The 26649-nt window shown below is 63.8% G+C and carries 28 protein-coding genes and 1 other RNA gene; 15 read left to right on the top strand and 14 right to left on the bottom strand.

Annotated features, from left to right (window positions below):
* Positions 1 to 13 precede the first annotated feature (13 nt).
* Genes ACXJKC_RS15165 through ACXJKC_RS15155 form a run of 3 tightly spaced genes read left to right on the top strand, consistent with a single transcriptional unit; the run spans position 14 to position 2936 of the window.
* Positions 14 to 1150 (top strand): Nif3-like dinuclear metal center hexameric protein, encoded by a 1137-nt coding sequence (locus ACXJKC_RS15165; RefSeq protein WP_456697573.1) that lies wholly within the window; start codon positions 14 to 16, stop codon positions 1148 to 1150.
* Positions 1147 to 1890, top strand: a complete 744-nt coding sequence (locus tag ACXJKC_RS15160; RefSeq protein WP_456697572.1) for a zinc ribbon domain-containing protein — start codon at positions 1147 to 1149, stop codon at positions 1888 to 1890. The genes ACXJKC_RS15165 and ACXJKC_RS15160 overlap by 4 nt, the downstream gene beginning before the upstream one ends.
* Positions 1887 to 2936 carry a histidine phosphatase family protein gene (locus ACXJKC_RS15155; RefSeq protein WP_456697571.1) on the top strand — a complete coding sequence of 350 codons (1050 nt, stop codon included), beginning with the start codon at positions 1887 to 1889 and terminating at the stop codon, positions 2934 to 2936. The genes ACXJKC_RS15160 and ACXJKC_RS15155 overlap by 4 nt, the downstream gene beginning before the upstream one ends.
* Positions 2937 to 2950: 14 nt before the next feature.
* Here ACXJKC_RS15155 and ACXJKC_RS15150 read toward each other — a convergent pair whose 3' ends face one another.
* Together ACXJKC_RS15150 and ACXJKC_RS15145 are read right to left on the bottom strand one after the other, a co-directional pair.
* A complete protein-coding gene (locus ACXJKC_RS15150) occupies positions 2951 to 3724 on the bottom strand; it encodes a YaaA family protein (protein ID WP_456697570.1) in 774 nt (257 codons plus the stop codon).
* Between the two features lie 9 nt (positions 3725 to 3733).
* Positions 3734 to 4315 (bottom strand): TMEM165/GDT1 family protein, encoded by a 582-nt coding sequence (locus tag ACXJKC_RS15145; RefSeq protein ID WP_456697569.1) that lies wholly within the window; start codon positions 4313 to 4315, stop codon positions 3734 to 3736.
* Positions 4316 to 4572: 257 nt separating this feature from the next.
* Between ACXJKC_RS15145 and rnpB the strand changes: the two genes are divergently transcribed.
* The 5 genes from rnpB to ACXJKC_RS15120 all read left to right on the top strand — a co-directional run bounded on the left by rnpB (position 4573) and on the right by ACXJKC_RS15120 (position 7655).
* Positions 4573 to 4993, top strand: an RNA gene (rnpB, locus tag ACXJKC_RS15140) — RNase P RNA component class A.
* A 52-nt stretch (positions 4994 to 5045) separates the two neighbouring features.
* Entirely contained in the window at positions 5046 to 5276 is a 231-nt protein-coding gene (locus ACXJKC_RS15135) for a DUF433 domain-containing protein (RefSeq protein ID WP_456697568.1), read from the top strand.
* The gene (locus ACXJKC_RS15130) at positions 5273 to 5650 is read left to right on the top strand and encodes a DUF5615 family PIN-like protein (RefSeq protein ID WP_456697567.1); all 378 of its coding nucleotides are present in this window, start codon (positions 5273 to 5275) and stop codon (positions 5648 to 5650) included. Before ACXJKC_RS15135 ends, ACXJKC_RS15130 begins: the two co-directional genes overlap by 4 nt.
* A complete protein-coding gene (locus ACXJKC_RS15125; protein WP_456697566.1) occupies positions 5601 to 6539 on the top strand; it encodes a potassium channel family protein in 939 nt (312 codons plus the stop codon). Before ACXJKC_RS15130 ends, ACXJKC_RS15125 begins: the two co-directional genes overlap by 50 nt.
* Positions 6540 to 7169: 630 nt before the next feature.
* Positions 7170 to 7655: a hypothetical protein gene (locus tag ACXJKC_RS15120; RefSeq protein ID WP_456697565.1), complete on the top strand. Its 486-nt coding sequence runs from the start codon at positions 7170 to 7172 to the stop codon at positions 7653 to 7655.
* Positions 7656 to 7658: 3 nt separating this feature from the next.
* On the opposite strand, the gene ACXJKC_RS15115 is transcribed toward ACXJKC_RS15120, so the two are convergent.
* Positions 7659 to 7871: a hypothetical protein gene (locus tag ACXJKC_RS15115; RefSeq protein WP_456697564.1), complete on the bottom strand. Its 213-nt coding sequence runs from the start codon at positions 7869 to 7871 to the stop codon at positions 7659 to 7661.
* Between the two features lie 117 nt (positions 7872 to 7988).
* Here ACXJKC_RS15115 and ACXJKC_RS15110 point away from each other — a divergent pair, with 117 nt between their 5' ends.
* Positions 7989 to 8822: an aldo/keto reductase gene (locus ACXJKC_RS15110; RefSeq protein WP_456697563.1), complete on the top strand. Its 834-nt coding sequence runs from the start codon at positions 7989 to 7991 to the stop codon at positions 8820 to 8822.
* A gap of 15 nt (positions 8823 to 8837) precedes the next feature.
* Here ACXJKC_RS15110 and map read toward each other — a convergent pair whose 3' ends face one another.
* Entirely contained in the window at positions 8838 to 9686 is an 849-nt protein-coding gene (map, locus tag ACXJKC_RS15105) for a type I methionyl aminopeptidase (protein ID WP_456697562.1), read from the bottom strand.
* Positions 9687 to 9737: 51 nt separating this feature from the next.
* Here map and ACXJKC_RS15100 point away from each other — a divergent pair, with 51 nt between their 5' ends.
* Positions 9738 to 9929 (top strand): hypothetical protein, encoded by a 192-nt coding sequence (locus ACXJKC_RS15100; protein ID WP_456697561.1) that lies wholly within the window; start codon positions 9738 to 9740, stop codon positions 9927 to 9929.
* A complete protein-coding gene (locus tag ACXJKC_RS15095) occupies positions 9926 to 10210 on the top strand; it encodes a hypothetical protein (RefSeq protein WP_456697560.1) in 285 nt (94 codons plus the stop codon). Before ACXJKC_RS15100 ends, ACXJKC_RS15095 begins: the two co-directional genes overlap by 4 nt.
* Before the next feature lie 7 nt (positions 10211 to 10217).
* On the opposite strand, the gene panB is transcribed toward ACXJKC_RS15095, so the two are convergent.
* Both panB and ACXJKC_RS15085 read right to left on the bottom strand, forming a co-directional pair.
* Positions 10218 to 11087 (bottom strand): 3-methyl-2-oxobutanoate hydroxymethyltransferase, encoded by an 870-nt coding sequence (panB, locus tag ACXJKC_RS15090; protein WP_456697559.1) that lies wholly within the window; start codon positions 11085 to 11087, stop codon positions 10218 to 10220.
* A gap of 100 nt (positions 11088 to 11187) precedes the next feature.
* On the bottom strand, positions 11188 to 12939 hold the full coding sequence (locus ACXJKC_RS15085; protein WP_456697558.1) for an NAD+ synthase: 1752 nt from the start codon (positions 12937 to 12939) through the stop codon (positions 11188 to 11190).
* A gap of 64 nt (positions 12940 to 13003) precedes the next feature.
* On the opposite strand from ACXJKC_RS15085, the gene glnA reads away from it, so the two are divergent.
* Positions 13004 to 14341: a type I glutamate--ammonia ligase gene (gene glnA, locus ACXJKC_RS15080; protein WP_456697557.1), complete on the top strand. Its 1338-nt coding sequence runs from the start codon at positions 13004 to 13006 to the stop codon at positions 14339 to 14341.
* On the opposite strand, the gene ACXJKC_RS15075 is transcribed toward glnA, so the two are convergent.
* On the bottom strand, positions 14325 to 15608 hold the full coding sequence (locus ACXJKC_RS15075; protein ID WP_456697556.1) for an RNA polymerase sigma factor: 1284 nt from the start codon (positions 15606 to 15608) through the stop codon (positions 14325 to 14327). The genes glnA and ACXJKC_RS15075 overlap by 17 nt on opposite strands.
* Positions 15586 to 15999, bottom strand: a complete 414-nt coding sequence (locus ACXJKC_RS15070) for a YciI family protein (RefSeq protein ID WP_456697555.1) — start codon at positions 15997 to 15999, stop codon at positions 15586 to 15588. Before ACXJKC_RS15070 ends, ACXJKC_RS15075 begins: the two co-directional genes overlap by 23 nt.
* A gap of 120 nt (positions 16000 to 16119) precedes the next feature.
* Between ACXJKC_RS15070 and ACXJKC_RS15065 the strand changes: the two genes are divergently transcribed.
* The 3 genes from ACXJKC_RS15065 to ACXJKC_RS15055 are packed head-to-tail and all read left to right on the top strand — an operon-like array spanning position 16120 to position 20514.
* The gene (locus ACXJKC_RS15065; protein WP_456697554.1) at positions 16120 to 19041 is read left to right on the top strand and encodes a bifunctional [glutamine synthetase] adenylyltransferase/[glutamine synthetase]-adenylyl-L-tyrosine phosphorylase; all 2922 of its coding nucleotides are present in this window, start codon (positions 16120 to 16122) and stop codon (positions 19039 to 19041) included.
* Entirely contained in the window at positions 19034 to 20176 is a 1143-nt protein-coding gene (locus tag ACXJKC_RS15060; RefSeq protein WP_456697553.1) for a DUF3152 domain-containing protein, read from the top strand. The genes ACXJKC_RS15065 and ACXJKC_RS15060 overlap by 8 nt, the downstream gene beginning before the upstream one ends.
* Positions 20131 to 20514, top strand: a complete 384-nt coding sequence (locus tag ACXJKC_RS15055; RefSeq protein ID WP_456697552.1) for a hypothetical protein — start codon at positions 20131 to 20133, stop codon at positions 20512 to 20514. Before ACXJKC_RS15060 ends, ACXJKC_RS15055 begins: the two co-directional genes overlap by 46 nt.
* Positions 20515 to 20595: 81 nt before the next feature.
* Here ACXJKC_RS15055 and ACXJKC_RS15050 read toward each other — a convergent pair whose 3' ends face one another.
* The 6 genes from ACXJKC_RS15050 to ACXJKC_RS15025 all read right to left on the bottom strand — a co-directional run bounded on the left by ACXJKC_RS15050 (position 20596) and on the right by ACXJKC_RS15025 (position 26622).
* On the bottom strand, positions 20596 to 20880 hold the full coding sequence (locus ACXJKC_RS15050) for a WhiB family transcriptional regulator (protein ID WP_456697551.1): 285 nt from the start codon (positions 20878 to 20880) through the stop codon (positions 20596 to 20598).
* Positions 20881 to 20883: 3 nt separating this feature from the next.
* Complete coding sequence (locus ACXJKC_RS15045; RefSeq protein ID WP_456697550.1) at positions 20884 to 22113, bottom strand: class I SAM-dependent methyltransferase; 1230 nt, start codon at positions 22111 to 22113, stop codon at positions 20884 to 20886.
* The gene (locus ACXJKC_RS15040; RefSeq protein WP_456697549.1) at positions 22110 to 22853 is read right to left on the bottom strand and encodes a DUF1365 domain-containing protein; all 744 of its coding nucleotides are present in this window, start codon (positions 22851 to 22853) and stop codon (positions 22110 to 22112) included. The genes ACXJKC_RS15045 and ACXJKC_RS15040 overlap by 4 nt, the downstream gene beginning before the upstream one ends.
* Positions 22850 to 24157 (bottom strand): NAD(P)/FAD-dependent oxidoreductase, encoded by a 1308-nt coding sequence (locus ACXJKC_RS15035; RefSeq protein ID WP_456697548.1) that lies wholly within the window; start codon positions 24155 to 24157, stop codon positions 22850 to 22852. The genes ACXJKC_RS15040 and ACXJKC_RS15035 overlap by 4 nt, the downstream gene beginning before the upstream one ends.
* Before the next feature lie 70 nt (positions 24158 to 24227).
* Positions 24228 to 25520, bottom strand: a complete 1293-nt coding sequence (locus ACXJKC_RS15030; RefSeq protein WP_456697547.1) for a fatty acid desaturase family protein — start codon at positions 25518 to 25520, stop codon at positions 24228 to 24230.
* 16 nt (positions 25521 to 25536) lie between these two features.
* Positions 25537 to 26622, bottom strand: coding sequence for a ferredoxin reductase (locus tag ACXJKC_RS15025; RefSeq protein ID WP_456697546.1), 1086 nt, complete (start codon positions 26620 to 26622; stop codon positions 25537 to 25539).
* Between the last annotated feature and the right edge of the window lie 27 nt (positions 26623 to 26649).

Raw genomic sequence — 26649 nt, 5'->3', positions numbered from 1 at the left:
CTAGAGTTCGATCATGCCCACCCTGCGCGACGTCGTCGCGGTACTCGACCATCTGTACGACCCCCGATGGGCCGACGACTGGGACGCGGTCGGCACGGTGGCCGGCGACTTGGACGCGGCTGTGTCCAAGGTGCTGTTCGCGGTCGATCCGGTGCAGGCCGTGGTCGACGAGGCGATTGTCACTGGTGCCGACCTGCTCGTGACACACCATCCGTTGTGGCTCAAAGGGGTCACATCGGTCGCGGCAGCGTCGCCCAAAGGGCGAGTCGTGCACACGTTGATCAGCAACGGCATCGCTTTGCACACCTGCCACACCAATGCCGATTGTCCTCCGCTCGGAGTCTCCGAGTCGATGGCTTTCGCTTTGGGGCTGGAAGAAGTTCGCCCGCTCGAAACCGATCCCGCAGATCCGGTCGACAAGTGGATCGTGTTCGCCCCCAGCCCGGCGGCCGACGAGGTGGCGGCAGCGATGCACGCCGCGGGCGCCGGTGCGATCGGCGACTACGACTCAGCGCAGTTCCAGTCAGCCGGGGTCGGCTCGTTTCGTCCGCTCGCCGGAGCAGACCCGGCAATCGGTTCAGCCGGCGTCGTCGAGCATGTCGACGAGATCCGCATCGAACTCGTGGCTGCTCGCCATCTTCGCGAACGGATTCGCGCCGCGATGCTGGCCGCTCATCCGTATGAGGAAGTCGCGCATGACGTCATCGAGACCGCACCCGCCGGCTCCGACCGGGGCAGCGGCCGCGTCGGCAGATTGCCCAGCGCGATGAGCCTGACCGAGTTCTCCGAACACGTGGCACGCCGTCTGCCGGCGCATCACAGTGCTGTGCGGGTCGCCGGTGACGCTGATCGTCTGATCGAGACTGTCGCTCTGTGTGGTGGTTCGGGCGACTTCCTACTGCCGACGGCCCAACGGGCGGGCGCCGATGTCTACGTCACGTCAGACCTGAAACATCATCCGGTCAGCGAGCACCTGGAGCAGCCCGGAGCGTGCGCCGTGATCGACGTTCCGCACTGGGCAGCGGAGTGGACGTGGCTTCCAGTCGCCGCTGCTGCACTGGCACAACAACTGCCGGAACTGGAGGTCGAGGTCTCCACGATCGTGACCGATCCGTGGACCGCGAGCGTGGCGGGTACGGTAGGACTGTGAAATCCGACCCCATCGTCCAGGCTGTGCTCCTCGAGCTGCAGTCGAAGGATTCGATCCTCGCCCAGCTCCAGCACCGCAAGAAATCGCTCCCTGAGCATGCCCAGGTCGTCGATCTGGAGGCGAAGTACAAGGAGATTGACGGTCATCGCATCGAGGCCGAGACCAAGGTCGCCGATCTGACTCGTGAGCAGAAGAAGGCCGACGCCGAGGTCGAAATGGTCAAGGCGCGTCGCGCACGGGACGAAGAACGGCTCAATTCCGGCGCGATTACCAATCCGAAGGATCTGGAGAGCATCCAGCACGAGCTGGTCGCCCTCGAACGTCGTATCTCGACCCTCGAAGACGCCGAACTCGAAGTCATGGAGTCGTTGGAGGCCGCGCAGACCGAGCTGTCGGCGGCCGAAGGCGATCTGCATGCGGTCAAGACCGATCTGGATCAGGTCATCGCCGCGCGCGATGCCGCGCTCGTGGTGATCGAGGAGCAGACTGCTGAGGCGCAGGACGAGCGCGAATCCTCAGCTGCCGGTATCCCGGCCGATCTGATGGCACTGTACGACAAGATCCGCGGCCAGTACGGCGGGCTCGGCGCTGCCGCGCTTCGTGCCAGGCGTTGCGAGGGCTGCCGGCTAGAGCTCAACGGAGCTGATCTTCGGGAGTTGGCCGCCGCGCCGGCCGATGAGGTGCTGCGCTGTCCCGAATGCTCGCGCATCCTCGTGCGCACCCCCGAATCAGGCCTGTGACCTCACGGGTCATTCTCGAGGCTGACGGTGGTTCGCGCGGTAATCCGGGCCCCGCAGCGTACGGCGCACTGATCCGCGATGCCGCGACCGGCATTGTCATCGCCGAACGTGGCGAGACGATCGGTGTGGCGACCAACAACGTCGCCGAGTACAGCGGACTGATCGCCGGGCTCGAACTGTTCCGCGAACACACACCTCGTGCCGAACTCGAGATTCGTATGGACTCCAAACTCGTCATCGAACAGATGGCGGGCCGCTGGAAGATCAAACATCCCGACATGGTGCCGCTCGCCGCAGCAGCACGAGAACTCATGCCGGCCGGGGCGGTCCTCACGTGGGTGCCACGCGAACGCAATCAAGCCGCCGATGCCCTCGCGAATGGGGCCCTGGATCGACAGCGCGACGGTGGCACGACGGGCTGGAGTGGGACGCAAGGTCCGCCGACGGTCCTGATCCTACTCAGGCACGGTGTGACGACGGCGACCGAGCGCAAGGCTTTCAGCGGCTCCAGCGGCTCGGACCCGGAACTGACGGCGGCCGGTGAGCAGCAGGCCCGGGCGGCCGGCGAGTGGATCCGCGATCACGGCGGCGCTGATGTCATCCTGACGTCACCCCTGCAGCGAACCCGTCAGACCGCAGCGGCCGTCGCAGACGCCTTGGGTATCCCTGTCGCGGTCGAGCCAGGTCTGATCGAAACGTCGTTCGGAGACTGGGACGGCTACACCTTCGCCGAGATCCAGGAACGCTGGCCTGCCGAGATGCGCGATTGGCTGGCGTCGACCGCGGTCGGACCGCCAGGAGGCGAGTCATTCGACTTCGTCGATCAACGGGTGGCTGCTGCCCGCGACAAGATCCTGCGCACGTACGGCGGAAAGACAGTTGTCGCGGTCAGCCACGTGACCCCGATCAAACTCATGATGCGGCAGGCGCTCGGGGCGCCGATCGGGATCATCTACAAAATGGAGCTTGCGCCGGCGTCCATCACGACAATCGCCTGGTGGCCGGACGGCAATGCTTCGTTGCGCAACTTCAATATCGTCCCGTAGCCTCCGGGCGAACGTCAGACGTGGGCGATTTCGGCCACCACGACGTCGAGGCGTCCGCCGTCACGTTCGACCGTCCAGCCCAGGCTGACCAGTACATCGTGCAGTTCGGCGATGGTCTGCGGGTCTGCGCCTGATTCCATGAGGTCGCGCACGATCCGGCCCTTGGTCGCCTTGTTGAAGTGGCTGACGACTTTGCGCTGCCCGTTGTGCTCGTGCAGGACCCGCATCGTGGCCGTACGGTCAGCCAGTTCGACGGGCGGCTTGCCGAGTGCCGTATAGGTACCGGAGCGCAGATCGATCAACAGGCCGTCGCCGACGACGTCGGACATGACCTTGGGCAGGGGAGCGCGCCACCGTCCTGCGATCGTGCCGAGGCGCGGCAGGGTCACATTGCCTGACAGGCGGTAGGCCGGAATCGGATCGCTCGGACGGACCAGACCGAACAGCGCGCTTGCGATCGCGATCGAACTGTCGGCGCGAGAGCGGGCCGCGATGTCGAGGGTCTGCAGGTCGAGCGCCGAGAACAGCACTCCGGTGTAGATTGCGTCGGCCCTAGCTGTCGGTTCGGCGGTCAGCCCCGCATTGATCTCGATTGCGTCGGCCTGCGTCGGGCCCAGGCCCAGCACCTCGGCGGCACGCTTGGGATTGCCGTTCGACAGCTTCACAAGCGTGCGCAACAACAAGGCGCGCACCGGGGTGAGAGCAGGAAACGAGAGCGTTTCGAGATCGAGGGGTGTTCCGGCGGCCGGCCGGGTCTTGCCTTCGGACGGGGGAAGCAGGATCAGCACTCCGCGACCCTATCCGATGACCTTGGTGCCCTCGAGGATCAGCAGGATGCCGAAGACCAGGAAGGCCAGAGTCGCGCCGATCTTGATCACACTCTCAGGCAGGTGCTTGCCCAGCATCGCGCCGGCGATGATCGCGAGGGCGTCCGCGGCGACCATGCCGACGGTGCTGCCGATCCACGTACCGAGCCAGCCTTCCTGGGTGGCCAGCGTGATGGTCGCCAGCATCGTCTTGTCGCCGAGTTCGGCGAGGAAGAAGGCGACGCCCACAGCGAGAATCGCGGCGCCGTGGCTCAGTCCGGCCTTGTTGGCCTCGTCTTCGCTGAGCTCGTCGCCACGCCAGGTCCAGGCCGCGAACAGGAGGAAGGCGACACCCGCGACAATCGAAATAGTGTGTTGGCTCTCGGCGAAACTGTCGCCGATCCAAGCGCCGATACCTACTGATGCCAGGTGGACTATCGCGGTGGCGAGCGTGATGCCGATCAGGACGTGTCTGACCTTGTAGCGGGTGGCGAATGTCATCGCCATCAGCTGACTCTTGTCGCCAAGTTCCGCCACGAAGATCACGGCAGTGCTCAGCAGGAACGCATACATCAAAAAAGCCCTTCGTCGCCTGGACGAAGAGCCTGGGATGACGAGTCTTCGACCAGGAATGTCACAGTGCACATGCGTGTGGCACATCTGGTCGAAAGTCTCGTCCGCCAGCCGAAGCTGGCCTGCTGTACCGGACTCCCACAAGCTACATGAGCGTCAGTATGTCGATACAACCGTTGGGGACTACTCCCTTTCGTGCCTTCAGCCTAGCGGACGTGCCCGCGGAGGGCTGGGACGGGTAGGATCAAGCCCGCGAGTGAGTCGGCCGGGCGGCCGCGGCGTGCCCCTCAGGGTGTACGTCGAGGAAAGTCCGGACTCCACAGAGCAACGGTGGTGGCTAACGGCCACCCACGGCGACGTGCGGGACAGTGCCACAGAAATCAAACCGCCAGCGGCCTGCACTTTTCGGAGTGCGGGTGCGGGTAAGGGTGAAACGGTGAGGTAAGAGCTCACCAGCGTTTCGGGTGACCGGAGCGGCTAGGTAAACCCCACCGGGAGCAAGACCAAGAGGACCTGTTTCGTTTCGGCGAAGGAGGTCTGCGCTGACGGGCTGCTCGTCCTTTGTCAGCGGGTAGGTTGCACGAGGCGTCCAGCAATGGACGTCCCAGATGGATGGTCGCCCGGGCGTCGGAGAGATCCGACGCCCGACAGGATCCGGCTTATAGGCCGACTCACTCGCCCTAGAGTCCAAGGGGATAGGTCTGTCAGCGTTCTCGCCTAGACTGTCGATATGACTGGCTACCGAGTCACCGTCGACCATCTCGTGATGGGTGGCGTTCCCTGCATTCGTGGCACCCGTATTCCGGTGTCCACGATTGTCGGTTTGGTCGGGCAGGGGCTATCCGTCGAGGACGTCCTGGCTGAATACCCGACGTTGGAGGTGGCAGACGTACTTTCGGCGCTGGAGTTCGCGGCCGCAGCAGTAGCCGAACGTCAGCTTCCTCTTCGTCAACCGGCGTGAAATTCCTTCTCGATGAGTGCATCAGCGCTCGGCTTGCGACCATGTTGACCGACGCCGGACACGTGGTCGCGCATGTGTTTGAACTCAACCTTCAAGGACGTCCCGATGTTGAAGTGATGTCATCCGCGCGTGATGAGGGGCGCATCTTGATTTCCGCTGACACCGATTTTGGTGAACTGCTTGCTAACAGCGGCGATGTCCTGCCGAGCCTGGTGCTGTTCCGGCAGGGGAATCGAGGGCCGGAGCACCAGGCCGCAGTCCTCCTTGCGAATCTGGAAACGGTGTCTGACGACCTCAACAGTGGTTCGATTGTCGTGTTCACGGATGACCGAATCCGAATCAGAAAGCTCCCGATTTTACCTCGCCAGACATGATGCGCTCGGGCGAGGTTCAGGTCCAGCAATGGACGTCCCAGATGGATGGTCGCCCGGGCGTCGGAGAGATCCGACGCCCGACAGGATCCGGCTTATAGGCCGACTCACTCGCCCTATCGCAAAGAAGTTCGAAGTCGCGTCGAGCTGGATTGCACCATGCGACGATGCGGTCATGTCACATAGCGTTCGTCGCTGGGATCGGGCTTTGGATGCCCCGCTCACCATCTCCACTGTCCTGTTTCTGATCGCATATGCCTGGCCCATTCTGGACGTTGGATTGAGCGAAGGCTGGCAGCGCTTCTGCAGCGTCGTCGTGTGGGGTACGTGGGTCTTGCTGTGCGTCGATTTTGTCGTGCGGCTCGTGATGTCCAGTGACCGAGGGGCGTTCCTACGCAGCAACCCGATCGATCTGGCGACAGTTGTATTGCCCTTGCTTCGACCTCTACGGTTGCTTCGTCTGGTGACCCTACTCAGTGCATTGAACCGCTATGCAGGGAACTCCCTGCGAGGCAAAGTCGGCATCTACCTCGTCGGCTCGGTTGTGCTGCTCGTGTTCGTCGGTGCGCTGGCAGTGCTCGATGCTGAACGCGGTGGCGAGGGCTCGATCCAGTCGTTCGGGGACGCGATCTGGTGGGCTCTCGCGACCATCACAACCGTGGGCTACGGAGACATCTATCCGGTCACGACGGTAGGGCGTAGTGTCGCCGTCTTGCTGATGTTCGGTGGCATCGCGACGTTGGGCGTTGTGACCGCATCATTTGCATCGTGGCTGGTACAGCGTGTCAGTGAGATCGAGGAATCCTCCCAAACCGCGACACGTGCGGACGTCGAGCGTCTCGCGGCTGAGGTCAAGGCGCTCCGTGAAGTGATTGCTGACCGGCGGGCCTGACTGACGGCGCGCCCCTGGACTGATTGCTAAGTCAGCCTGTGGAAATCCCCGCTGACTGACGCATCTCACATGGCAGGATGGATGTCGTCGGCGATTAGTAGGAGGCGTCAATGACCGGAGATTCAACGGTTAGGTCAGCGAGCGACTTGGCCCGCAGTGTCAACGACGAGATAATTCGGGCCGCGCCCGCAGTGACAGACCTCAGCGAGTGGGCAGTGCCTGAGTTCTTTGAATCTGACAAGGAGCTGCTTGAGTTTCAGCGGTGGGTACGAACTCAACGGGAGGGCAATCTCGGGTGAGTCTCGGCGGCGCGATTTTGGTTGACACCAATGTTGTGTCTGACTTGATCAAGGGTCGGCTTCCAGGCGGTTTGGCCCGCCAACTGAAGGGCCGCGAACTCCTCATCTCGTTCGTGACGGTAGGAGAGCTGACGAAATGGCTTCATACCCGCGATCTGAGCCAGAAGCGGCGAGCGGCAATTGGGCGGTGGATTGAGTCGCATTCGTGCTTATTGGGCGATGTCGAGGTTGCTCGGATGTGGGGTGAGGTCGACGCCTATGCGTGGCGACGGGGACGACCACGGCCCGCAAACGACAGCTCTACCAGGAGACCCGGCCCTAGACTGACGTCATGACGACGGGGGAGCAGGCTGTGGCCCGACAGGCCACGATCGGCGGACGATTCCTACGCGGGTGGCTGCGGGGAAGTGCGCTGTTCTGTTGGCTGTTCATTGCCGTCATCCCGGCGATGCTGTGGACCGGCGAGATCGACATGCCGTGGTGGGGAGCGGTGCTCACCACAGTGGGTGTGGGACTGATCTTGTTGCTGGTCGGCGCTTTGATCTGGTCCATCGCCGTCGAAGCCAGACAGGACACCGAGCGTCTCAAGCGAGCTGGTCGCGTCGCCGTCGCTGAGGTACTGAGCGTGGAGGTCATCGACCCGGGAGACGGATCGTCCGACATCGCACGGATGGAACTGACGATCTCTGGGGAGGGCGTGCCGTCATTCCCGGCGATCTGTCGCATGGACTACGACAAGCATGCGCACCGCGAAGGCGCCAAGTTCACGGCGATCGTCGATCCCTCAGACAATCTCTTCACGCTGCAACAGTTCTGAACGTCAGCTCGCGATGCCCAGGTGCAGCGAGTGCTGGATCGCGAGCGGATCGAACTGCCACGTGATTTCGCGGACGATATCGACGACGTCGGGATCGTCGGTGTGGATCGTGACCATGAGGTGTCGCTCCTCGATCCAACTCGGCGTGTCGAGGCCGACGTCCGGAATGGCATGAAGCGCCGTGACGACGGTATCGAAGGCGGCATCGCTACTCATCTGCATATCGAGCGTTACCTGGTGCATGTGGCTCCCACCCTTCTTGAAGTGGGTAACGAGCGTTGATGCGATTCGTTAGGCAGTTTGGGCGCAAGGTGTCGTGGGTAGTCTCGAAACATGACTGTGCCTGTAGTAGCTCTCAATAACGGTGTGTCGATTCCCCAACTGGGATTCGGGGTCTACCAAGTCGAACCCGAGAAGACCAAGGCCGCGACGTTGACCGCGTTCGAAGTCGGCTATCGCCACATCGACACGGCCCAGATGTACAGGAATGAGAAGGGCGTTGGCGATGCGCTGGCCGAATCAGGGCTGGCTCGCGACGAGGTTTTCATCACGAGCAAACTCAACAACGGCTTTCACGCCCACGATGACGCACTCGTGGCGTTCGATGAATCCCTGGAACGGCTCGGTATCGAGGCAATCGATCTGTTCCTGATCCACTGGCCGCTTCCGGGAATCGACGTCGATTTCGTGGAGACATGGAAGGCGCTCGAAGAGATCTATGCCTCGGGGCGCGCGCGCTCGATCGGCGTCTCGAACTTCCAGCCGCACCACCTGCGCCGACTGATCCAGGAGTCCGACGTCATCCCGGCCGTCAACCAGATCGAGGTGCATCCCTTCCTGACGCAGGACGAGGTGCGTGCGATCAACGCCGAGCACGGCGTCGCGACCGAAGCGTGGTCCCCGATCGCTCAAGGTTTGGTCCTGGATCATCCGGTGATCGTCGGGATCGCCGCCGAACACGACAAGACACCGGCCCAAATCGTGCTGCGCTGGCACATCCAGCGTGGCGATATCGTCTTCCCCAAGTCGGTGACCCGAAGCCGCGTCGAGGAGAATTTCGACATCTTCGACTTCGAGCTCACGGGTGCCGAGGTGGGCTTCATCTCGGCTCTCGACAAGGGCCAGCGCACGGGACCTGACCCTGACGAGTTCAATTGGATCCCGTGACCGGACGGGCGTCGACTACGGCAGCGTGAGGATCTCGGCACCGTCGGAGGTGACGAGCAGGGTGTGTTCGAACTGCGCGGTGCGTGACTTGTCCTGAGTCGTCGCGGTCCAGCCGTCGTCCCACATGTCCCATTCGATCGAGCCGAGCGTCAGCATGGGTTCGATCGTGAACGTCATGCCGGGCTGGATCACGGTGTCGTACGCCGGGTCGTCGTAGTGTGGGATGACGAGGCCGTCATGAAATGCGGGTCCGACGCCGTGGCCCGTGAAATCGCGGACGACGCCGTAGCCGAATCGCTTGGCGTACGTCTCGATGACCCGTCCGATGACGTTGATCTCGCGCCCTGGTTTCACCGCGCGGATGGCCCGCATGGTCGCTTCGCGGGTGCGTTCGACAAGTAGCCGCGATTCCTGGTCGACCTCGCCGACAAGGTAGGTCTTGTTGGTGTCACCGTGCACCTGCCCGATATACGCCGTGATGTCGATATTGAGGATGTCGCCGTCCTCGAGGGGACGGTCGTCGGGGATGCCGTGGCAGATGACCTCGTTGACGCTGCTGCACAGCGACTTGGGGTAGCCGCGGTAACCCAGGGTCGACGGATAGGCGCCGTGGTCGATCAGGAATTCGTGTCCCACCCGGTCGAGTTCGTCGGTGGTGACGCCCGGTGCGATGGCGGCTTCGACCGCATCGAGCGCTTGCGCGGCGAGTCGCCCGGCGATGCGCATCGCGGCGATCGTCTCGGTGTCGCGTACCGAAGGGCCCTTGTACGGAAGCGGGGTGATCTGGCCCACGTACTCGGGACGGTCGATCGAATCCGGAACAGCGCGTTGGGCTGATACTCGGCCAGCAGTCAGGGCAGTCACCCGGAGAGTTTAGAGGGCGCGTTCAGACGCGACGTGGGGCACTATGGAGGTATGAGCGACGAGAAGTTCTACTACTGCACGAAACACTCACGGGTCGAAGGTGAGAAGGGGTGCCGGGCCGCCGATCGGCTCGGCCCGTACGACACGGAGGACCAGGCTGCCCACGCCTACGAGATCGCGGCCGCACGGACCAAGAGCTGGGACGAGGATCCGGAATGGAATGACGAGCCGCCGAAGGAATGAGGCGTCGCCGTCGTAGGAGAGGTCTCAAGCTCGAGCGTTCAGGGCCTTGGATCGGTGTTGTCGGGCTGTTGATGGTCCTGTGGTGCTCGGTCTCGACAGTTCTGTTCGCGCCGTGGTGGGGCGTCGTGATCGCGATGGCCCTGCTGATCCCGCAGGTGTGGTTGGTCGCCCGGTGGGCGCGCACCCGCCCGACGTGGTGCATGTGGGTGCCGGTCGCCGGCGTGGCGGTGTGGGTCGCCTACGCCGTCTCGGGTGCGCGCCTCCTGGACTGGACTGCCTGAGGGGCGTCTACTCCAGGAAGGAATGCTCCTCAGCGGGGAAGACACCAGACTTGACCTCGTGGACGTACGTCTCGGTGGCCTTGAGAATGACGTCGTGCAGGTTGGCATAGCGCTTGACGAAACGCGGGGCCTTGCCGGTGTTGAGGCCCAGCATGTCCTGCCAGACGAGTACCTGGGCATCGCAGTCGATGCCGGCACCAATACCCACCGTGGAGATGCTCAGGGCCTTGGTGACCTCCGCCGCGACGGGCGCCGGGACCATCTCCATGACGATCGCGAACGCTCCGGCTGCTTCGAGTGCCTTCGCCTCCTCGATGACCTGGGCACCGCCGTCGCCGCGGCCCTGCACCCGGTAGCCGCCGAGGTTGTGCTCTGCCTGTGGCGTGAAGCCGATATGCGCGCACACCGGGATGCCTGCATCGGTCAGCAGTTTGACCTGGGGCACCATCGCCAGTCCGCCTTCAAGCTTGACGGCGTGAGCGCCGGCTTCCTTCATGAACCGTACGGCCGTGTGGAAGGCCTGTTCGGGTGAGGCCTGGTAGGAGCCGAAAGGCAGATCGGCCAGCACGAGCGAGTGTTTCGCAGACCGCGACACGGCGCGTACGAGCGGGATCAGCTCGTCGACCGTCACGGGCAGTGAGGTGTCATTGCCGTAGACGTTGTTTGACGCCGAGTCGCCCACCAGCAGTACTTCGACTCCGGCTTCATCGAACGTCGCGGCGGTGTATTGGTCGTACGCCGTCAGCATCGTCCACTTCTGACCCTGCTGTTTCATCTGCTGCAGGGTATGGGTGCGTACCCGTTTGCGCGGTGTGGGCGCTGCAGCGGTGGGGCCGCTGCCGTATGGTGCGGTCTCTTCAGGGGTGGCGTCAGCCATGATGATTCTCCTGTTCGTCTCGCGGCTTCTGATGAAGTCCACGGATGAATCCAGCGTGCCAGAATCTGGACCCGTCGGCGGTGTGAGGCTTGTTACAGCTTCAGAGCTTCTCGCGCCAGCGGTGGGTGATCGGCACCCGACGGTCGCGGCCGAAGTTGCGGCGCGAGACCTTGGGCCCCGGCGGGTACTGGCGACGCTTGTATTCGGCTCGGTCGACGAGCCCGATGACCCGTTCGATCAGCGCGGGGTCGAACCCTTCGGCGATCAGATCGGCTGATCCCAGGTCACGTTCGACGTAGGCATCTAGCACCGCATCGAGAAGCTCGTACGGCGGCAGGGAATCTGAGTCGAACTGGCCAGGACGCAGTTCTGCCGACGGCGGTTTGGTAATGGTGTCCTCGGGGATCGGAGGCGTCTCCCCGCGCGCGATCGCCTGTTCATTGCGCCAGGACGCGAGCTCCCACACCAGGGTCTTGGGGACGTCCTTGATCGGAGCGTAGCCGCCGACAGCGTCGCCGTAGATCGTCGAGTAGCCGGTCGCAAGCTCAGACTTGTTGCCGCAGGCCAACACCAGATGACCATGCTGATTGGACAGGCCCATCCAGATCACGGCGCGGATGCGAGCCTGCAGATTCTCCTCCGCGACGCCGTCGAGGCGCAGCGCCTCTTGGTACTGGTCGAAGATCGGCGCGATCGGGACGGTCTGCAAATTCAGTCCGGTGCGGCGCGCCATCTCGGCGGCATCGGACTTGGAGTGTTCGCTCGACCAGGCGCTCGGATTGGAGACGCCGAAGACCTTGTCGGGTCCGAGCGCGTCGACGGCGATCGCGGCCACCAACGTCGAGTCGATTCCGCCGGACATGCCGAACAGGACCGACGAGAAGCCGTTCTTCTGCACATAGTCGCGCAGGCCCGTCACGAGCGCGGTGTAGATCTCCTCATTGCGCGAGATCCGCTCCGACACGACAACCGGGCGGGGCTCGTACGACTCATGAGGCGTCGAACCGATGATGGTTCTCTTGATCGCCAGACCGCCGAATCGCTCGTCAGCGTCGGGCATCGTCGGCGTCGCGGCAGGCAGGTCGAGATCGACGACCAGCAGCTCCGGCGCGAACTGTCCCGAGCGACCGAGGACGGTGCCCGCCTGGTCGACGACGATCGAGTCACCGTCGAAGACGAGTTCATCTTGGCCGCCGACGAGGTTGACGTAGGCCAGCACGCACTCGCCCTCACGAGCCCGGCGGGCGCAGAGGTCGAGCCGAACGTCGTCCTTGTCGGCCTCGTAGGGGGAGCCGTTCGGCACGACGAGCAGCGCCGCCTCGGCGGCCTTGGCAGCGGCTGACGGGCCGTCTCGCCACAGGTCTTCGCAGATCGCGAGCGCCACGTCGATGCCGCCGATCTGGACGACGTTGATGGTGTGACCGGCGACGAAGTTGCGGATTTCGTCGCCGACACCGTAATTCCACAGATGGTGCTTGGCCTGTCGGGCCACGATCTTGCCGCCGTGGATCACCGCGACGGAGTTGAGGGGTGCGTTCTTCGGGACGCCGAGCACGTCCGTGACATCGTCGGCCTGGTCGAGGAAGCCGACGACCGCCACGACGTCGCCGCAACCCTCGTTCTGAAGGCGTTCGGCCAGCTCTTCGATAGCCTTCTGCGAAGCCTTGATGAACGACTGCCGCATGGCCAGGTCCTCGATCGGATAGCCCGTCAGCACCATCTCGGGGAACACCACGAGGTGGACGTCCTGGGCCGCCGCTTCCTTGCAGTACTCGACGACGAGATCGGCGTTCCCCGCCAGATCACCGACCGTCGCATTGACCTGGGCAAGGGCAAGACGCAACTGAGGCATGTGACAACCCTAATGCGGACCGCTTGTTACATGGACGTAACAATCCGCGTGGGAGACTTGGCCCATGGGAAAACAGGAAGCATTCGTCCTCCGCGCGCTCGAAGAGCGCGACGTGCGTTTCGTCCGTCTGTGGTTCACCGATGTCCTGGGATCCCTGAAGTCGGTTGCTATCGCGCCGGCAGAACTCGAAGGCGCCTTCGCTGAAGGAATCGGCTTCGACGGATCGGCGATCGAAGGCTTCGCACGCGTGCACGAGGCCGACATGCTGGCCATGCCGGACCCCTCGACGTTCCAGATTCTGCCCTGGCGCGGCGAGACGCCGGCTACCGCGCGCATGTTCTGCGACATCCTCATGCCCGACGGGACGCCGTCGTACGCCGACCCGCGCCACGTCCTGAAGCGCGCGCTGCAGAAAGCGGCCGAGGCGGGCTTCACGTTCTACACACATCCCGAGATCGAGTTCTTCTTGTTCAAGGGCAAGCCCGAGAAGGGCGATCGGCCGGTGCCTGTCGACGACAGCGGCTACTTCGACCACACGGCGCAAGGCGGCGGCCAGGACTTCCGGCGCGAGGTCATCACGATGCTCGAGAACATGGGCATCTCCGTCGAGTTCAGCCACCACGAAGGCGGGCCCGGGCAGCAGGAGATCGACCTGCGCTACGCCGATGCGCTCTCGACGGCCGACAACATCATGACGTTCCGTACCGTCGTGCGCGAGGTCGCTCTGAGCCAGGGCAAATGGGCCTCGTTCATGCCCAAGCCGTTCACCGAACATCCCGGATCGGGTATGCACACCCACGTCTCGCTGTTCGAGGGCGATGAGAACGCCTTCTACGAGGCCGGCGCCGAGTATCAGCTGTCGCAGACCGGTCGCGCGTTCATCGCCGGCGTCCTGCACCACACCCCGGAGATCACGGCTGTCACGAATCAGTGGGTCAACTCCTACAAGCGCCTCGCAGGCGGGGGAGAGGCGCCCAACTACGTGTGCTGGGGCCACAACAACCGTTCCGCGCTGATCCGGGTGCCGATGTACAAGCCGCACAAGGGCAACTCGGCCAGGATCGAGAACCGCGCGATCGACGCGGCCTGCAATCCGTACCTCGCCTTCGCGCTCGTGCTGGCAGCAGGCCTCAAGGGAATCGAAGAGAAGTACGTCCTGCCGCCAGAGGCCGAGGACGACGTCTGGTCGCTGTCGGAGAATGAACGCCGCGCCATGGGCATCCAGCCGCTGCCGCGCAACCTCGACGAAGCGATCCGGACCATGGAGACCAGCGAGCTCGTGGCCGAGACGCTGGGCGAGCACGTCTTCGACTTCTTCTTGCGCAATAAGCGATCCGAATGGCAGGACTATCGTTCACAGGTCACGCAGTTCGAGATCGACCGCCTCATGCCGATGGTCTAGTTGTTGCGTTTCTGGCCGCTTTCGCCACGAGCACGGACTTTTCTTGTGCGTTGCGGGTGAGTTCGGCAGCGGCCAGGAACTCGGTTCTGGCCTCGTTGTGCCGGCCGAGGCGAGCCAGCAGCTCTCCGCGGACGCTCGGCAGAATCGCGTATCCGGCCAGAGCGTCGGACGCGACCAACTCGTCGATCAGCGGAATCGCTGCGGCGGGTCCACGTGCCATCGACATCGCGACGGCCCGGTTGACCTCGATGATCGGTGACGGCGTCAGGCTGCCGAGCGTCGTGTAGAGCGAGACGATCTGTTCCCAGTCGGTCTCGTCGGTCGAGCTTGCGACGGCATGGCATTCGGCGATCGCGGCCTGCAGCGCGTATGCGCCCCGGCCCCGACCCATCGCATCGGCTCTGGCCAATGCGGCCCGTCCCCGGTGGATCTGGTGATGATCCCAACGTGACCGGTCCTGATCGGCCAGCATGATGGGTACGCCGTCGGCGTCGAGGCGAGCGGCGAACCGCGACGCCTGCAATTCGAGCAGCGCGAGCAACGCGTGGGCATCGGGCTCCTGCGGCACCAGGGCACTGACGGTACGCGCCAACCTGATCGCTTCTTGGGCCAGATCCGTGCGCATCCAGCTGGCACCCGATGTTGCCGCGTAGCCCTCGTTGAAGATCAGGTAGATGACATTGAGGATCGAGTCGAGCCTGGTGCCGAATTCGCTCCGGTCGGGAACTTCGAATGGCACCCCCGCGGCCGCAATCGTCTTCTTGGCCCGGACGACTCGTTGCTGCACCGTGCTGACCGGGACCATGAAAGCGCGAGCGATCTCGTCGGTGGTCAGTCCGCCCACGACACGGAGAGTCAACGCGATCTGAGCCTCGCGAGGCAGGATCGGATGACATGCGGTGAACAGCAACGGGAGCACGTCGTCGGCGATCTCATCCGGGTCTGCGAGAACCTCGGCAGTGTCCAGCCGTTGTTGCTCCGACAAGGAGTGGGCGATCGCGGCGTGACGGTCGTCCAGCCGCTCGACGCGACGCCGGCGATCGATCGCCTTGCGTTTGGCCACGGTGGTCAGCCAAGCACCGGGATTGGGCGGCACTCCGTCACGTGGCCATTGCGCCAATGCGTCCAGAAGGGCGTCCTGAGTGACGTCCTCGGCAATGCCGAAGTCGCCGACGATCCGCGTCAGGGTGGAGACGATCCGGGCGGATTCGATCCGCCAGACCGCTTCCACCTGACGACGGACATCATCGGTTTTCGAGCTGCTCACGCCACTCGTATTCCTTCTGGACATACTCGTTGGACTGGTCGAAATCTTCTGTCTCGGTGACCCGGCGTACCTCCAGGCGCGTTCCGGGGCCCAAGGGGCAGCGCTTGGCCCACTCCGCGGCCTCCTCCTTGGACGAGGTCTGGATGATCCAGAAGCCGTTGAACAACTCCTTGGCCTCGGCATAGGGTCCATCGGTGACGACGGGTGGAGTGGAGTCGAAGTCGACGACGAAGCCGTCTTCGGCGGGAGCGAGCCCTTCGCCGGCGAGCAGGACGCCGGCCTTGATCAGGGATTCGTTGTACGCGCCCATCGCGTTGATGATCTCGTTGAAGTCGAAATCCTCGGGGATCTCGAACTCGACGGGGGAACGCATGATCAGCATGTACCTCATGATGGTGACTCCTTAGATATGGGCCGTGGATCGACCCTCTCATCCATGCTTCGAACGAGCGAGACCCAGATCGACACATTCGGTGGAATTCTTTTCATGATCGGCAGGTAGCCTGCTGAGGTGGCAACTGACGCACGCGATCTGGCGGTAGCACTGGCTCGTAAGGGATTCCGTGATGGCGAGGTCGCCGTGATGAATCTGCGGGCGTTGGGTGAGGTTCCAGAGGATCTGCTCGACCAGATCACGTCGGTCGCGAGTCCCGACACGGCCCTGTCGTCACTCGGCATGATCGCATCCAAGATGGGCGCGGAGCCCTTGCTGACGTTGCTCAGCGGCGACAGCGTGCTGCGGATGCGGCTGCTGGTCGTCCTCGGCACGAGCGAGGCACTCGGTGTGTTCTTGGCCCGTCACCCGGAATATCTCACCGATCTGGCAGCCAAGAACCTGTCGGCGACGCCGATCGACCTGACGGTGCGCCGTGACGTCATGGAACAGGCGACGTCGGCCGATGAACTGCGGGTCGCCTACTACCGGATGCTGCTGAGTATCGCGGCTCGCGATCTGACTGCGCTCACACGATTCGAACAGTCGTCGGCCGAATTGTCCGATCTGGCGGTCGCGACTCTCGGCGGCGCTCTGCGTATCGCTCAAGAAGGTGAACCCGGAGCCGATCGGTGCCGACTCACCATCATGGCGATGGGCAAGACAGGTGGCCATGAACTCAACTACCTGAGCGACGTCGATGTGATCTTCGTTTATGAACCCCGTGAGGGTGCAGACGAGCAGGACGCTGCATCTGTGGCCTCACGTCTGGCGTCGACGGTCATGAGGCTGTGCCGCGATCACACCGGTGAGGGCACGATCTGGGAGGTCGATGCCGAGCTGCGGCCCGAAGGCAAGAACGGCCCATTGGTGCGATCTCTGGCCAGCCATGTCGCGTACTACCAGAAGTGGGCCAGTACATGGGAGTTCCAGGCCCTTCTGAAGGCCCGCTATGCAGCCGGCGATGAGGAGCTCGGTCAGGCGTACATCGACGCCTTGAATCCGATGGTCTGGTTCGCCAGCACCCGCGAGCATTTTGTGACGGATGTGCGTGCGATGCGCCGCAGGGTCATCGACCACATCCCGGCCGCTCATAGGGATCGACAGCTCAAACTCGGTGCCGGTGGGCTGCGCGATGTCGAGTTCGCGGTCCAGTTGCTGCAACTCGTGCACGGTCGGGCCGATGAGTCCCTGCGTTCGCCGACAACCGTCGAAGCTCTGCGGGCGTTGATCGAAGGTGGATACGTCGGCCGCCGCGACGGTGCGGCGATGGAGGAGGCGTACGAGTTCCTGCGCACGTTGGAGCACCGCATCCAGTTGTTCAAACTGCGCCGCAGCCATATCGTGCCCGATGATCCCGAAGACCTGCGCCGCATCGGCCGCAGTATGGGATATCGGCAGTCTCCTGCGGAGAATCTGACCAAGGACTGGCAGGCCCACCGGCGTAGCGTGCGGCGGCTGCACGAGAAGCTGTTCTACCAGCCGCTTCTCGAGGCCGTCGCTTCCTTGCCGACCGATGGGCTCCGTCTCACACCCCTGGCCGCCGAGCAGCGTCTCACGGCGCTCGGATTCGTCGATCCCAAAGGTGCACTCGCCCATATCCAGGCGCTTACGTCCGGGGTGTCGCGACGTGCGGCGATCCAGAAGTCGCTACTTCCCGCGATGCTCGCGTGGTTCGCGGAGTCCCCGGATCCGGACGCCGGACTGCTCGCCTTCCGCAAGATCTCCGAGGGGCTTGGCGGGACGCACTGGTATCTGCGCAAGCTCCGCGATGAGGGCGAGGGCGCCGAGCAACTCGCGCACGTGCTGTCGTCCAGCCGCTATGTCACCGACCTGATCCTGCGGGCCCCGGATTCGGTCGCGCTCCTCGGCGACAATGCCGAACTCCGTCCACTGGACCGTGACCGGCTGATGACCGAAGTCGACTTGGCGGCCGGGCGACACCGTGAATCCGCCGACGCGATCCGCGCGGTGCGGCGGGTCCGACGACGTGAACTGTCGCGCATCGGCATCGCTGACGTGTTGGGTCGGCTCGACATCTTGGAGGTCGGCGACGCGCTGACAGATGTTTCCACCGCGACGCTCGCCGGGGCGCTCAAGGCGTCCACGTCGGCGGTGGAGGCCGAGCGCGGGGAGATGCCGACTCGGATGGCCATCGTCCTGATGGGCCGGCTCGGCGGTGGAGAGGCAGGCTACGGATCCGACGCCGACGTCATGTTCGTCCACGATCCCTATGACGGCGCCGACCCGGGGGAGGCAGCGACCGCGGCGATGGCAGTGGCACAGGGCCTGCGCAAGATGTTGGCCGCGGCCGGCGATGATCCTGCCCTTGAGGTGGACGCGGAACTGCGTCCCGAAGGCAAGAACGGCCCGCTCGTGCGGAGCTTCACGTCGTATCAGGCCTATTACGAGAAATGGTCCGCGGTCTGGGAGGCGCAGGCGCTGCTGAGGGCGAATGCGACGGTCGGTGATATCGGACTACGCGAACGCTTCACGGCGCTGATCGATCCTCTGCGGTGGCCCGAGGGCGGCGCAACGGCTGCGGAGGTACGCGAGATCCGCAGGATCAAAGCCCGCGTCGATTCCGAGCGGCTGCCGCGTGGCGCCAACCCGAAGACACATCTCAAGCTCGGTCGGGGCGGTCTGGCCGACGTCGAGTGGACAGTTCAGTTGCTGCAGATGCAGCATGCCCACGCCGTTCCGGGACTGCGGACGACCCGCACGCTGGACGCGCTGCACGCTGCGGTCGAGGCCGAACTGGTCAGCACGAGCGATGCCGAGGCGCTGGAAGCAGCATGGCGCCTGGTGAGCCGCATCCGGAACGCAGTCGTCCTGATGCGTGGAAAGTCGGCAGAATCGATGGTCGAGCATGCGGGTGACCGTGCCGGTGTGGCCCACCTGCTCGGCTACGGCATGGACCAAGGCGAACGGCTCAACGATGACTACCTGCGTACGACGCGCCATGCTCGTAAGGTGGTCGAGAGGATTTTCTATGAATGACCTGCACAAGTTCGGCCGTCGGGCACTTGTCTGCCTGGTGAGCGCCTTGCTCGGAACCTCCCTGCTCTATGCGGCACCCGCGCAGGCGGCTGAACCGGTCATCACGCCGGGGTCGCCGACGATCTCGGGCACGGCTCAGTTCGGCAAGACCTTGGTGGCTGTCCCTGGCGTGTGGTCGCCGAGCGATGTCACGTTGTCGTACCAGTGGTTTCGCGGAACGACGCCGGTAGGTGCCAACTCGTCGACCCACCCGCTCTCCAGTGCGGCTGACATCGGTTCGTCGTTCACCGTGCGGGTCACTGGCTCGCGGCCGGGCTCAGCCCCGGTGGCTGTGACCGCACCTCGGACGGGCAAGGTGGCGCCGGCTCGCTTCACCAACACCGTGCGTCCGAAGATCACCGGAAGTGCCAAGTACGGTCGCAAACTCACTGCATCGTCGGGACGTTGGTCGAACAAGGTCAGCAAGTACGAGTACCGCTGGCTGCGCGACGGCAAGCCGATTAGGGGTGCCACGAGCCGTACTTATCGGGTCGGGGTCTCTGACGTCGGGGCGAAACTCCGGTTCCGGGTCACGGTTCGGCGCACGGGATTCGCCACGACCTCCGTCCAGTCGACTGCCAAGGCCGGTCAGCATGTGCGAGGTGTACGAAAGACCGTGACCTACAGCGTCAAAACACGTGGCAAGGTCACTGCCAGTCTCTCGAAATTCAAGAAGCTCGCGCAGCAGACCTATGACGATCCGCGTGGTTGGCGGGCCATGGGGGTCAAGTTCAAGCGAGTGTCGAAGGGCGGCGATTTCACTCTCGTACTGAGCCAGGCCTCGAAGGTGCCGACGTTCTCCTCCGCCTGCAGCTCTACTTACAGCTGCCGGGTGGGTCGCAACGTCATCATCAACCAGACCCGTTGGCAGAAGGCGACTCCGGCCTGGAATGCCAAGAAGGGGTCGCTGCGCAACTACCGCCACATGGTGGTCAACCACGAGACCGGTCACTGGTTCGAACGGGGTCATGCCTCGTGCGGCGGCAAGGGCCAGTTGGCGCCGGTCATGCAGCAGCAGTCGAAAGGCTTGCAGGGCTGCAAGATCAATCCGTGGCCGAAGAAGAGGGAGCTGCACACCTCGCGGTTCGGGTTCTGACCTTGGTCTCGCGACTGCTGTTCCTGCTGAACGGTGCGGCGCAGGTCTTCGCCTTCGTGGCTTTCGCACTCCTGATGCTTGAGTGGTGGGGCCCGTGGGGTGCAGCGGCCATTGGAGTGACCCTGCTGGCGTACTGGGTGTTCGTGCCTCGGCCGGTGTTGCCCGCAGCACTGTGCGCAAAGTGCGATCACGCCCAGGAGCATCACCACGGCAATTGCCAGGAGTGCCTGCGTGCGTCCGTCCGGGGTGATGGGGATGCTTTGGCAGTGCCGTGCTCGAAGTTCAAGCGCAGCGAAGCGCCGACGCCGTGGAAGACCTTCGCGGCGAGTCGCACCTGACGGAGGACGGAAGAATCGGGTCTTATCCGCACCGTCGCGGACAAAACCCGATTCCTTCGTCAGCCTGGCGGAACGGGCAGGTCAGCCGGCTTGCTTGGCCTGCAGCAGGTTCTCGCGCTCATTGATATTGAGTCCGCCCCAGACGCCGTACGGTTCGCGCACCGTGAGTGCGTGTTCGAGGCATTCGCGCACCACCGGGCACGTGGCGCACAGCGCTTTGGCGGCGGCTTCTCGCGATCGTCTGCGGGGTCCGCGTTCGGCGTCGGGGGAGAAGAACGTCTCAGGGTCCACGGTTCGGCAGGCCCCGCGGTACTGCCATTCGTATGTCTCCTGGATCGGCATCGGCAGGCGGGAGATCGAAGCCATGTGTCAACCCTCCGTAGGCCGCGACAGGTGGAGCTGGAACACGTCGATGTAGCCGACGCTGAAGCCTGCCTGGCAATAGGCCAGATAGAACTCCCACATCCGGCGGAACGTCTCATCGAAGCCTTGTGTCCTGATGGTGTCCCAATTGGCGTTGAACTGATCGCGCCACCTCTGCAGCGTCAATGCGTAGTGCTGACCCAGCGAATGCTTGTCGGTGACCGCGAGCGAGGTGTGCGCCGCCAGGGTGGAATCGATCGCTTCGAGTGACGGAATCAGTCCGCCGGGGAAGATGTACTTCTGGATCCAGCCATACGAGTTGCGGGTCGCAAGGTATCGGTGGTGCGCCATCGTGATCGCCTGGATCGAGACGTGACCACCGGGGGCCAAGAGTTTGTCGATCGTGGCGAAGTACGTCGGCCAGTACTCCTCGCCGACCGCCTCGATCATCTCGACGCTGACGATTGCGTCGTATTCGCCGGTGACCTCGCGGTAGTCGACGAGCTGCAGATCCACTTCGACACCGGCCAGGGCGAAGCGTTCCTCCGCGAGGGCGGCTTGCTCCTTGGAGATCGTGATCGTGGTGACTTTCGCACCGCGCTGGGCTGCCCGGATAGCGAGAGCACCCCAGCCGCTGCCGATCTCCAGCAATCTCGTGCCGGTCGTGACACGGGCCTGGTCAAGGATCCCGTCGATCTTGCGCATCTGCGCGGCTTCGAGGTCCTCGGTGGGTGAATCGAACCAGGCTGCCGAATAGCTCATCGACGGGTCGAGGAACTGAGCGAACAACTCGTTGGAGAGGTCGTAGTGGGCTTCGATGTTCTTGCGGGATCCCGAGACGGAATTGCGTTGATGGTGCGGCAGTTTCTTGTCGACGAAGGTGCGGAACTTCTGCAATGGCACGGGGACGAGATGGGCCATGCGATTCGCGAACGGCGACAGGAGGTCGGCCAGATCGGTATCGGTCCCTGTGGTCCAGTCGCCGGCCATATACGCCTCGCCGAGACCGATCTTGCTCTCGGCGCCGAGGCGGGCGAAGAATGCCTTGGGCCGCACGATCCGCATCTCCGGAGAGTCGGCGTCACCTGCGCCCCACTGGGTGCCGTCAGCAAATGACACCCGCACCGGGATGCTGTTCACAGCGGGTTTGAGAATTGCTTTGGCGGCGCGCGCCTTCATGGGTGTGCGCGGGGTGTGCGCGATACCTGGCCAGCGGGCAGTGGCGATCTGCGTCATCGTGTGCCTTCCTGTGGTGCATGTGCCGGTCGGGGGATCACCGGCAGCTTTCGGATCCAGAGCCATACACCATGTATTCGGATCAGCAAGCTGGTTCGATGGGTCATCAAAGGCATTTTGATGAGAAGTTTTGTGAGCCGCCGTCTTGTTGCGGGTCGAGGCGTTCCTCGGAAGGCCGCGGTGAACATCGCCTCGCCGTTTTGTCGCAGGATGATGCTCGATGAAACTCGTTGCGGTGTCAGGGTGAATTGCAGATCGTACTTGCCTTCGACGGTGAAGAAGGGCGAGACGTAGAACGCCTTGTCGACCTCGGCGCGTCCGGCCTCGTCCGGCCGCAGAAGGTAGGCATGACGCTCGCCGTACGTGTTGTGCACCTCTGCGACGATGCAGGTCAGCGACCCGTCGGGCGCAATGGCCCAGAACACGCTGAGTGGGTCGAAGGTGTGTCCCAGGATCCGGGCGTTGGCCAGCATCAGCACCCGATGTCCTGAGATATCGACGCCTTGAGCCTTGCAGAATCGCTCGATATTGGCCCGGATCGAGTCGTCGGGATCGCCGATGTGATCGGCGGCCTTGAACGACGAGAAGGCTCGAAGCGGCCGGGCCATGCGTGGAAGATCGTCGACGTCGACGAGCCATTGATAGACCTTGTAGGAGAACCTGTGGCGTAGGGGAGTGCGGCGCGTGTGCGCGACGGTCCCCTCGACGAGGGCCGGCAGAGCGGGCAGCGGCGCACTCACCATGGCGTCCCCAGAGCGGCCGCGGCGTCGACCCCGGAGCGACAACCGTCCTCGTGGAATCCCCAACCGTGGTACGCGCCGGCGAATACCGTCTGCTCGGTGAACAATCCACTGAGTTCGCGTTGGGCAGCGACCGAGACCGGGGTGTAGATCGGGTGGGTGTAGGCCATCGTCGCCACGATCGTGGCCGGGTCGATCTGCTCGGTCGCATTGAGCGTGACCAGGAACGGATCCCTGCTTTCGATACCTTGCAACAGGTTCATCCAGTAGGTGACGGCGGAGTGCTCGCTGCGTTCGGCACAACCGTCCATCCGGTAGTTCCAAGCCGACCGTGCCGCCCGAGTATGCGGCAGGATGGCCGGGTCGCGGTGCAGCACGACCTCGTTGTGGGAGTAAGCGAAGGTGCCGAGGATGCGTCGCTCATCGTCGGTCGGATCGGTCAGCAGAGCGAGGGCATCGTCGGCATGTGTCGCGATCACGACCGCGTCGACGGTGTGCAGATCCCCGTGGGAGTCGATGAGCTCCACCCCGTCCGGCTTGCGGGTGATCGCTCGAACGCCAGTCGCAACGCGGACGTCGCCAACTGCCGCCGTGACCTTGGCGATGTAACTGCCCGAGCCGCCGACGACGGTGAACCACTGCGGGGAACCCTTGATCGACAAGAATCCGTGGTGCTTGAGGAACTCGAACAGATAGCGCGCGGGATACTCCAGCGCCGTCTCGTGCCCCGACGACCACACGCACGACACGACGGGGATCGCGTAGTGCGAGATGAAGTACTCGCTGAAACCGTGGATACGGAGGAAGTCGCCGTACGTCTGAGGATCGGTCGGCGATTCTTCGGCGTCGAGCAGGGCATGAGCGAGGCGGCCGAACTTCTTGACGCCCCACAGCATTGCGAGATAGCGCGGGTCGAACAGGCGACGGCGCTGCGCGAAGACGCCTTTGCCGCCGCGTCCCCCGGCGTACTCCAAGCCGCATCCGTCGCAGTGGATGCTCATGCTCATCTCGGTCGGGTGGACCTCGACGTCGAGCTCGGCGAACAACCGGCGCAGCAGGGGATAGGTGCGATCGTTGTGGACGATGAAGCCGCTGTCGACCCGGTGGGTCACGTCACCGTCGTCGACCGAGTGCGTATGGGCGTGACCGCCGATCCGCGCGTCGGACTCGAAGACCGTGACATCCCAGTCACGGCGCAGGACATAGGCAGCTGAAAGACCCGCGACGCCGGAGCCGACTACGGCTACTCGACGTCGCAGGGAAGTGCGTCGCAGGGAAGTGCGTCGCGGGGAAGACGTGGTCATGACCGTGGTTCGTTGCTAACCGGCAACCGGATGGGTGGCTAAGGCAACTACTACGTCATCGACCATGTGTTCAGTGTGACGCACTTACCTCTTCGAGGCGACGAGTTGCCTCTTCCCGCTTGGCGCGGCGCAACGCCTTCGATTCGGGGCTGTTGCCGATCTTGTACGGATCGCTGGGCTTCTTGCCGTGTTTGGCGAGCTGACGCACGACCGAGAACATCTGCTTGGAGAAGCGACCCGTGTTGTACTGCAGGCCGTATTTCTCGACCAGGAGCTTCACATCTTCGGCGACCTCGGGGTAGCGACGGGCCGGGATGTCAGGAAACAGGTGGTGTTCGATCTGGTAGCTCAGGTTGCCGGTCAGGACGTGGAACGGCGCATGTCCGGTGATGTTGGCCGAGCCGAGGATCTGGCGGAAGTACCACTGGCCGCGGTTCTCGTTCTGTGCGTCCTCTTCGGCGAAGGTCTGCACCTCGGCCGGGAAGTGGCCGCAGAAGATGATGCAGAACGTCCAGATGTTGCGGATGACGTTGGCGACCAGGTTGGCACCTAGGATCGCGAGCGGCGCCCACCAGCCGACGAACGGTACGAGCGCGAGACCCAGCAGCGGGTAGGCGAGGTAGTCCTTGGCGATCTGGCCGCGGATCTTCTTCATGGCGCGCTTCTTGCGGGCCTGGAAATCGGCCTTGGAGATCTTGCCCTGGAGGTACTGATCGAGCTCGATGCCGTGGTACATCACGCCCCACTCGAAGAACAGCATCAGGACGAAGGCGAACGGCAGGTTGAACCGGTGCGTGCCGTACCAGGGCTGATCGGCATCGATCCGCAGCAGGTTGTAGCCGATGTCGCGATCCATGCCGTGGATGTTGGTGTACGTGTGGTGGATGTAGTTGTGGCCGTGCTTCCAGTCCTCGCCCGGAGCGACGTTGTCCCAGTCGTACTTGGAGCCGTCGATCATGGGGTCGTTCATCCAGTCGTACTGGCCGTGCATGACGTTGTGGCCGATCTCCATGTTGTCGAGGATCTTGGCCAGGCCCAGCAGCACGATTCCGGCGATGAAAACCGGCGGGAAGAACGGCATGAAGATGCCGATACGGCCCAGGACCTCGCACGCACGCTGAGCCTTGATGACACGACGGATGTAGTCGGCGTCCTTCTGGCCCAGGTCGTCGAGCACGCGCTGGCGCACGGCGTCGAGTTCGTGGCCGAACTCGTCGAGCTGTTCGTACGTCATGTAGTCGAGGCCGATCGTGGCCGGCTTGTCGGTGAGGGGGTTGATCAGGGTCAGCGGCGCGGCGTTGTGGTTGCTGGCGCTGCGGGGTTTGATCGGGGCGTTCTTGGTCTTCTTGAACTTGATGGCCATGCGGGTTCTCCCTAGCTCAGAGTGCGACGCTGACGTCGCCGATGGGGACCTGGACACAGATCTTGATGGTCTCGTCGGTGTCGGCGCAGATCTCGCGCGACACGACGTGGCGTACGGCGCCGCTGTTCTTCTTGACGGCGCAGGTGTTGCAGACGCCCATGCGGCAGCCGAAGGCGGGCTTGAGGCCAGCGGCTTCGGCCTGTTCGAGGATCGTCGCGCCGGAATTGGGCGCCTCGATCGATGCATCGTCGAACGTGAGAGTTCCGGTGGCATCGGCGGCGTTGACGTCGACGCTCGGAACCTTGAAATACTCCTGGCGCAGTTGCTCCGCGGCACCGAGTTCTTCGTATGTGTCGCGCACCGAGGCGATGAGTCCCGCCGGGCCGCACACGTAGGTGAGCGTCTCGGTCGGGTCGACACCCAGGTGCTTGAGGTGGTCGACGTGGAAGCGTCCCTCGATCTCGGCGCCGGGCTCGGGTTGCCTCGTGTACACCCTGACGACGTCGATGTTGCTGGCCGCGAGTTCGTCGAGGTCTGCGGTGAACATCTCGTCATCGCGGCTGCGGGCGTAGTGCAAAAAGGTGACCTGGCCGCGGTGCCCGGTGTCGCGCAGGGTGCGGGCCATCGACATTACAGGCGTGATCCCGGAGCCGCCGCTGACGAGCAGAAGGTGATCGGGGATTTCGCGGGGGAGGACGAAATCGCCCTCGGCCTGCGACAAGAACACGATGGTGCCGGGCTTGAGTTCGTTGTGCAGGTACTGCGATACATAACCGTCGGGATGCGCCTTGACCGAGACGCTGAACGTCTTGTCTTTGTTGGCCTTGGAGCTGGACACCGAGAAGCACCGGATGCGGCGGGTGCCGTCGACCTCGACCCCGAACTGCACGTGCTGTCCGGGGACGAAGCCGTTCCAGGCTCCGTTGGGCCGCATCACTACGGTGCTGGCGGCGCCGGTCTCGTGGATGACCTCGATGACCTTGGCGCGCACGTTGGCCGCTGCAAGCATCGGGTGGATCTGTTCGAGGAAGTGGTCGACGGTGAAGGGTGAAGTCAAGGACGCGACGGGCCGAGAGGTCAATGCCTTGCGGACGATGCCCATCGTTACCCCCTGTCAGGATCGAATCTC

Source organism: Aeromicrobium sp. P5_D10, from assembly GCF_054049535.1.
The sequence above is the reverse complement of the archived record's forward strand: the minus strand, read 5'-3'. Positions and strand labels throughout refer to the sequence as shown.

What these genes read in the sequence shown, in the direction of transcription:
- ACXJKC_RS15165 (WP_456697573.1), top strand. Translation starts at nt 14, where the DNA reads ATGCCCACCCTGCGCGACGTCGTCGCGGTACTCGACCATCTGTACGAC.
- ACXJKC_RS15145 (WP_456697569.1), bottom strand. Translation starts at nt 4,315, where the DNA reads ATGTATGCGTTCCTGCTGAGCACTGCCGTGATCTTCGTGGCGGAACTT.
- ACXJKC_RS15135 (WP_456697568.1), top strand. Translation starts at nt 5,046, where the DNA reads ATGACTGGCTACCGAGTCACCGTCGACCATCTCGTGATGGGTGGCGTT.
- ACXJKC_RS15125 (WP_456697566.1), top strand. Translation starts at nt 5,601, where the DNA reads ATGACCGAATCCGAATCAGAAAGCTCCCGATTTTACCTCGCCAGACAT.
- ACXJKC_RS15120 (WP_456697565.1), top strand. Translation starts at nt 7,170, where the DNA reads ATGACGACGGGGGAGCAGGCTGTGGCCCGACAGGCCACGATCGGCGGA.
- ACXJKC_RS15115 (WP_456697564.1), bottom strand. Translation starts at nt 7,871, where the DNA reads ATGAGTAGCGATGCCGCCTTCGATACCGTCGTCACGGCGCTTCATGCC.
- ACXJKC_RS15110 (WP_456697563.1), top strand. Translation starts at nt 7,989, where the DNA reads ATGACTGTGCCTGTAGTAGCTCTCAATAACGGTGTGTCGATTCCCCAA.
- ACXJKC_RS15100 (WP_456697561.1), top strand. Translation starts at nt 9,738, where the DNA reads ATGAGCGACGAGAAGTTCTACTACTGCACGAAACACTCACGGGTCGAA.
- ACXJKC_RS15095 (WP_456697560.1), top strand. Translation starts at nt 9,926, where the DNA reads ATGAGGCGTCGCCGTCGTAGGAGAGGTCTCAAGCTCGAGCGTTCAGGG.
- panB (WP_456697559.1), bottom strand. Translation starts at nt 11,087, where the DNA reads ATGGCTGACGCCACCCCTGAAGAGACCGCACCATACGGCAGCGGCCCC.
- ACXJKC_RS15085 (WP_456697558.1), bottom strand. Translation starts at nt 12,939, where the DNA reads ATGCCTCAGTTGCGTCTTGCCCTTGCCCAGGTCAATGCGACGGTCGGT.
- glnA (WP_456697557.1), top strand. Translation starts at nt 13,004, where the DNA reads ATGGGAAAACAGGAAGCATTCGTCCTCCGCGCGCTCGAAGAGCGCGAC.
- ACXJKC_RS15070 (WP_456697555.1), bottom strand. Translation starts at nt 15,999, where the DNA reads ATGAGGTACATGCTGATCATGCGTTCCCCCGTCGAGTTCGAGATCCCC.
- ACXJKC_RS15060 (WP_456697553.1), top strand. Translation starts at nt 19,034, where the DNA reads ATGAATGACCTGCACAAGTTCGGCCGTCGGGCACTTGTCTGCCTGGTG.
- ACXJKC_RS15050 (WP_456697551.1), bottom strand. Translation starts at nt 20,880, where the DNA reads ATGGCTTCGATCTCCCGCCTGCCGATGCCGATCCAGGAGACATACGAA.
- ACXJKC_RS15045 (WP_456697550.1), bottom strand. Translation starts at nt 22,113, where the DNA reads ATGACGCAGATCGCCACTGCCCGCTGGCCAGGTATCGCGCACACCCCG.
- ACXJKC_RS15035 (WP_456697548.1), bottom strand. Translation starts at nt 24,157, where the DNA reads ATGACCACGTCTTCCCCGCGACGCACTTCCCTGCGACGCACTTCCCTG.
- ACXJKC_RS15030 (WP_456697547.1), bottom strand. Translation starts at nt 25,520, where the DNA reads ATGGCCATCAAGTTCAAGAAGACCAAGAACGCCCCGATCAAACCCCGC.
- ACXJKC_RS15025 (WP_456697546.1), bottom strand. Translation starts at nt 26,622, where the DNA reads ATGGGCATCGTCCGCAAGGCATTGACCTCTCGGCCCGTCGCGTCCTTG.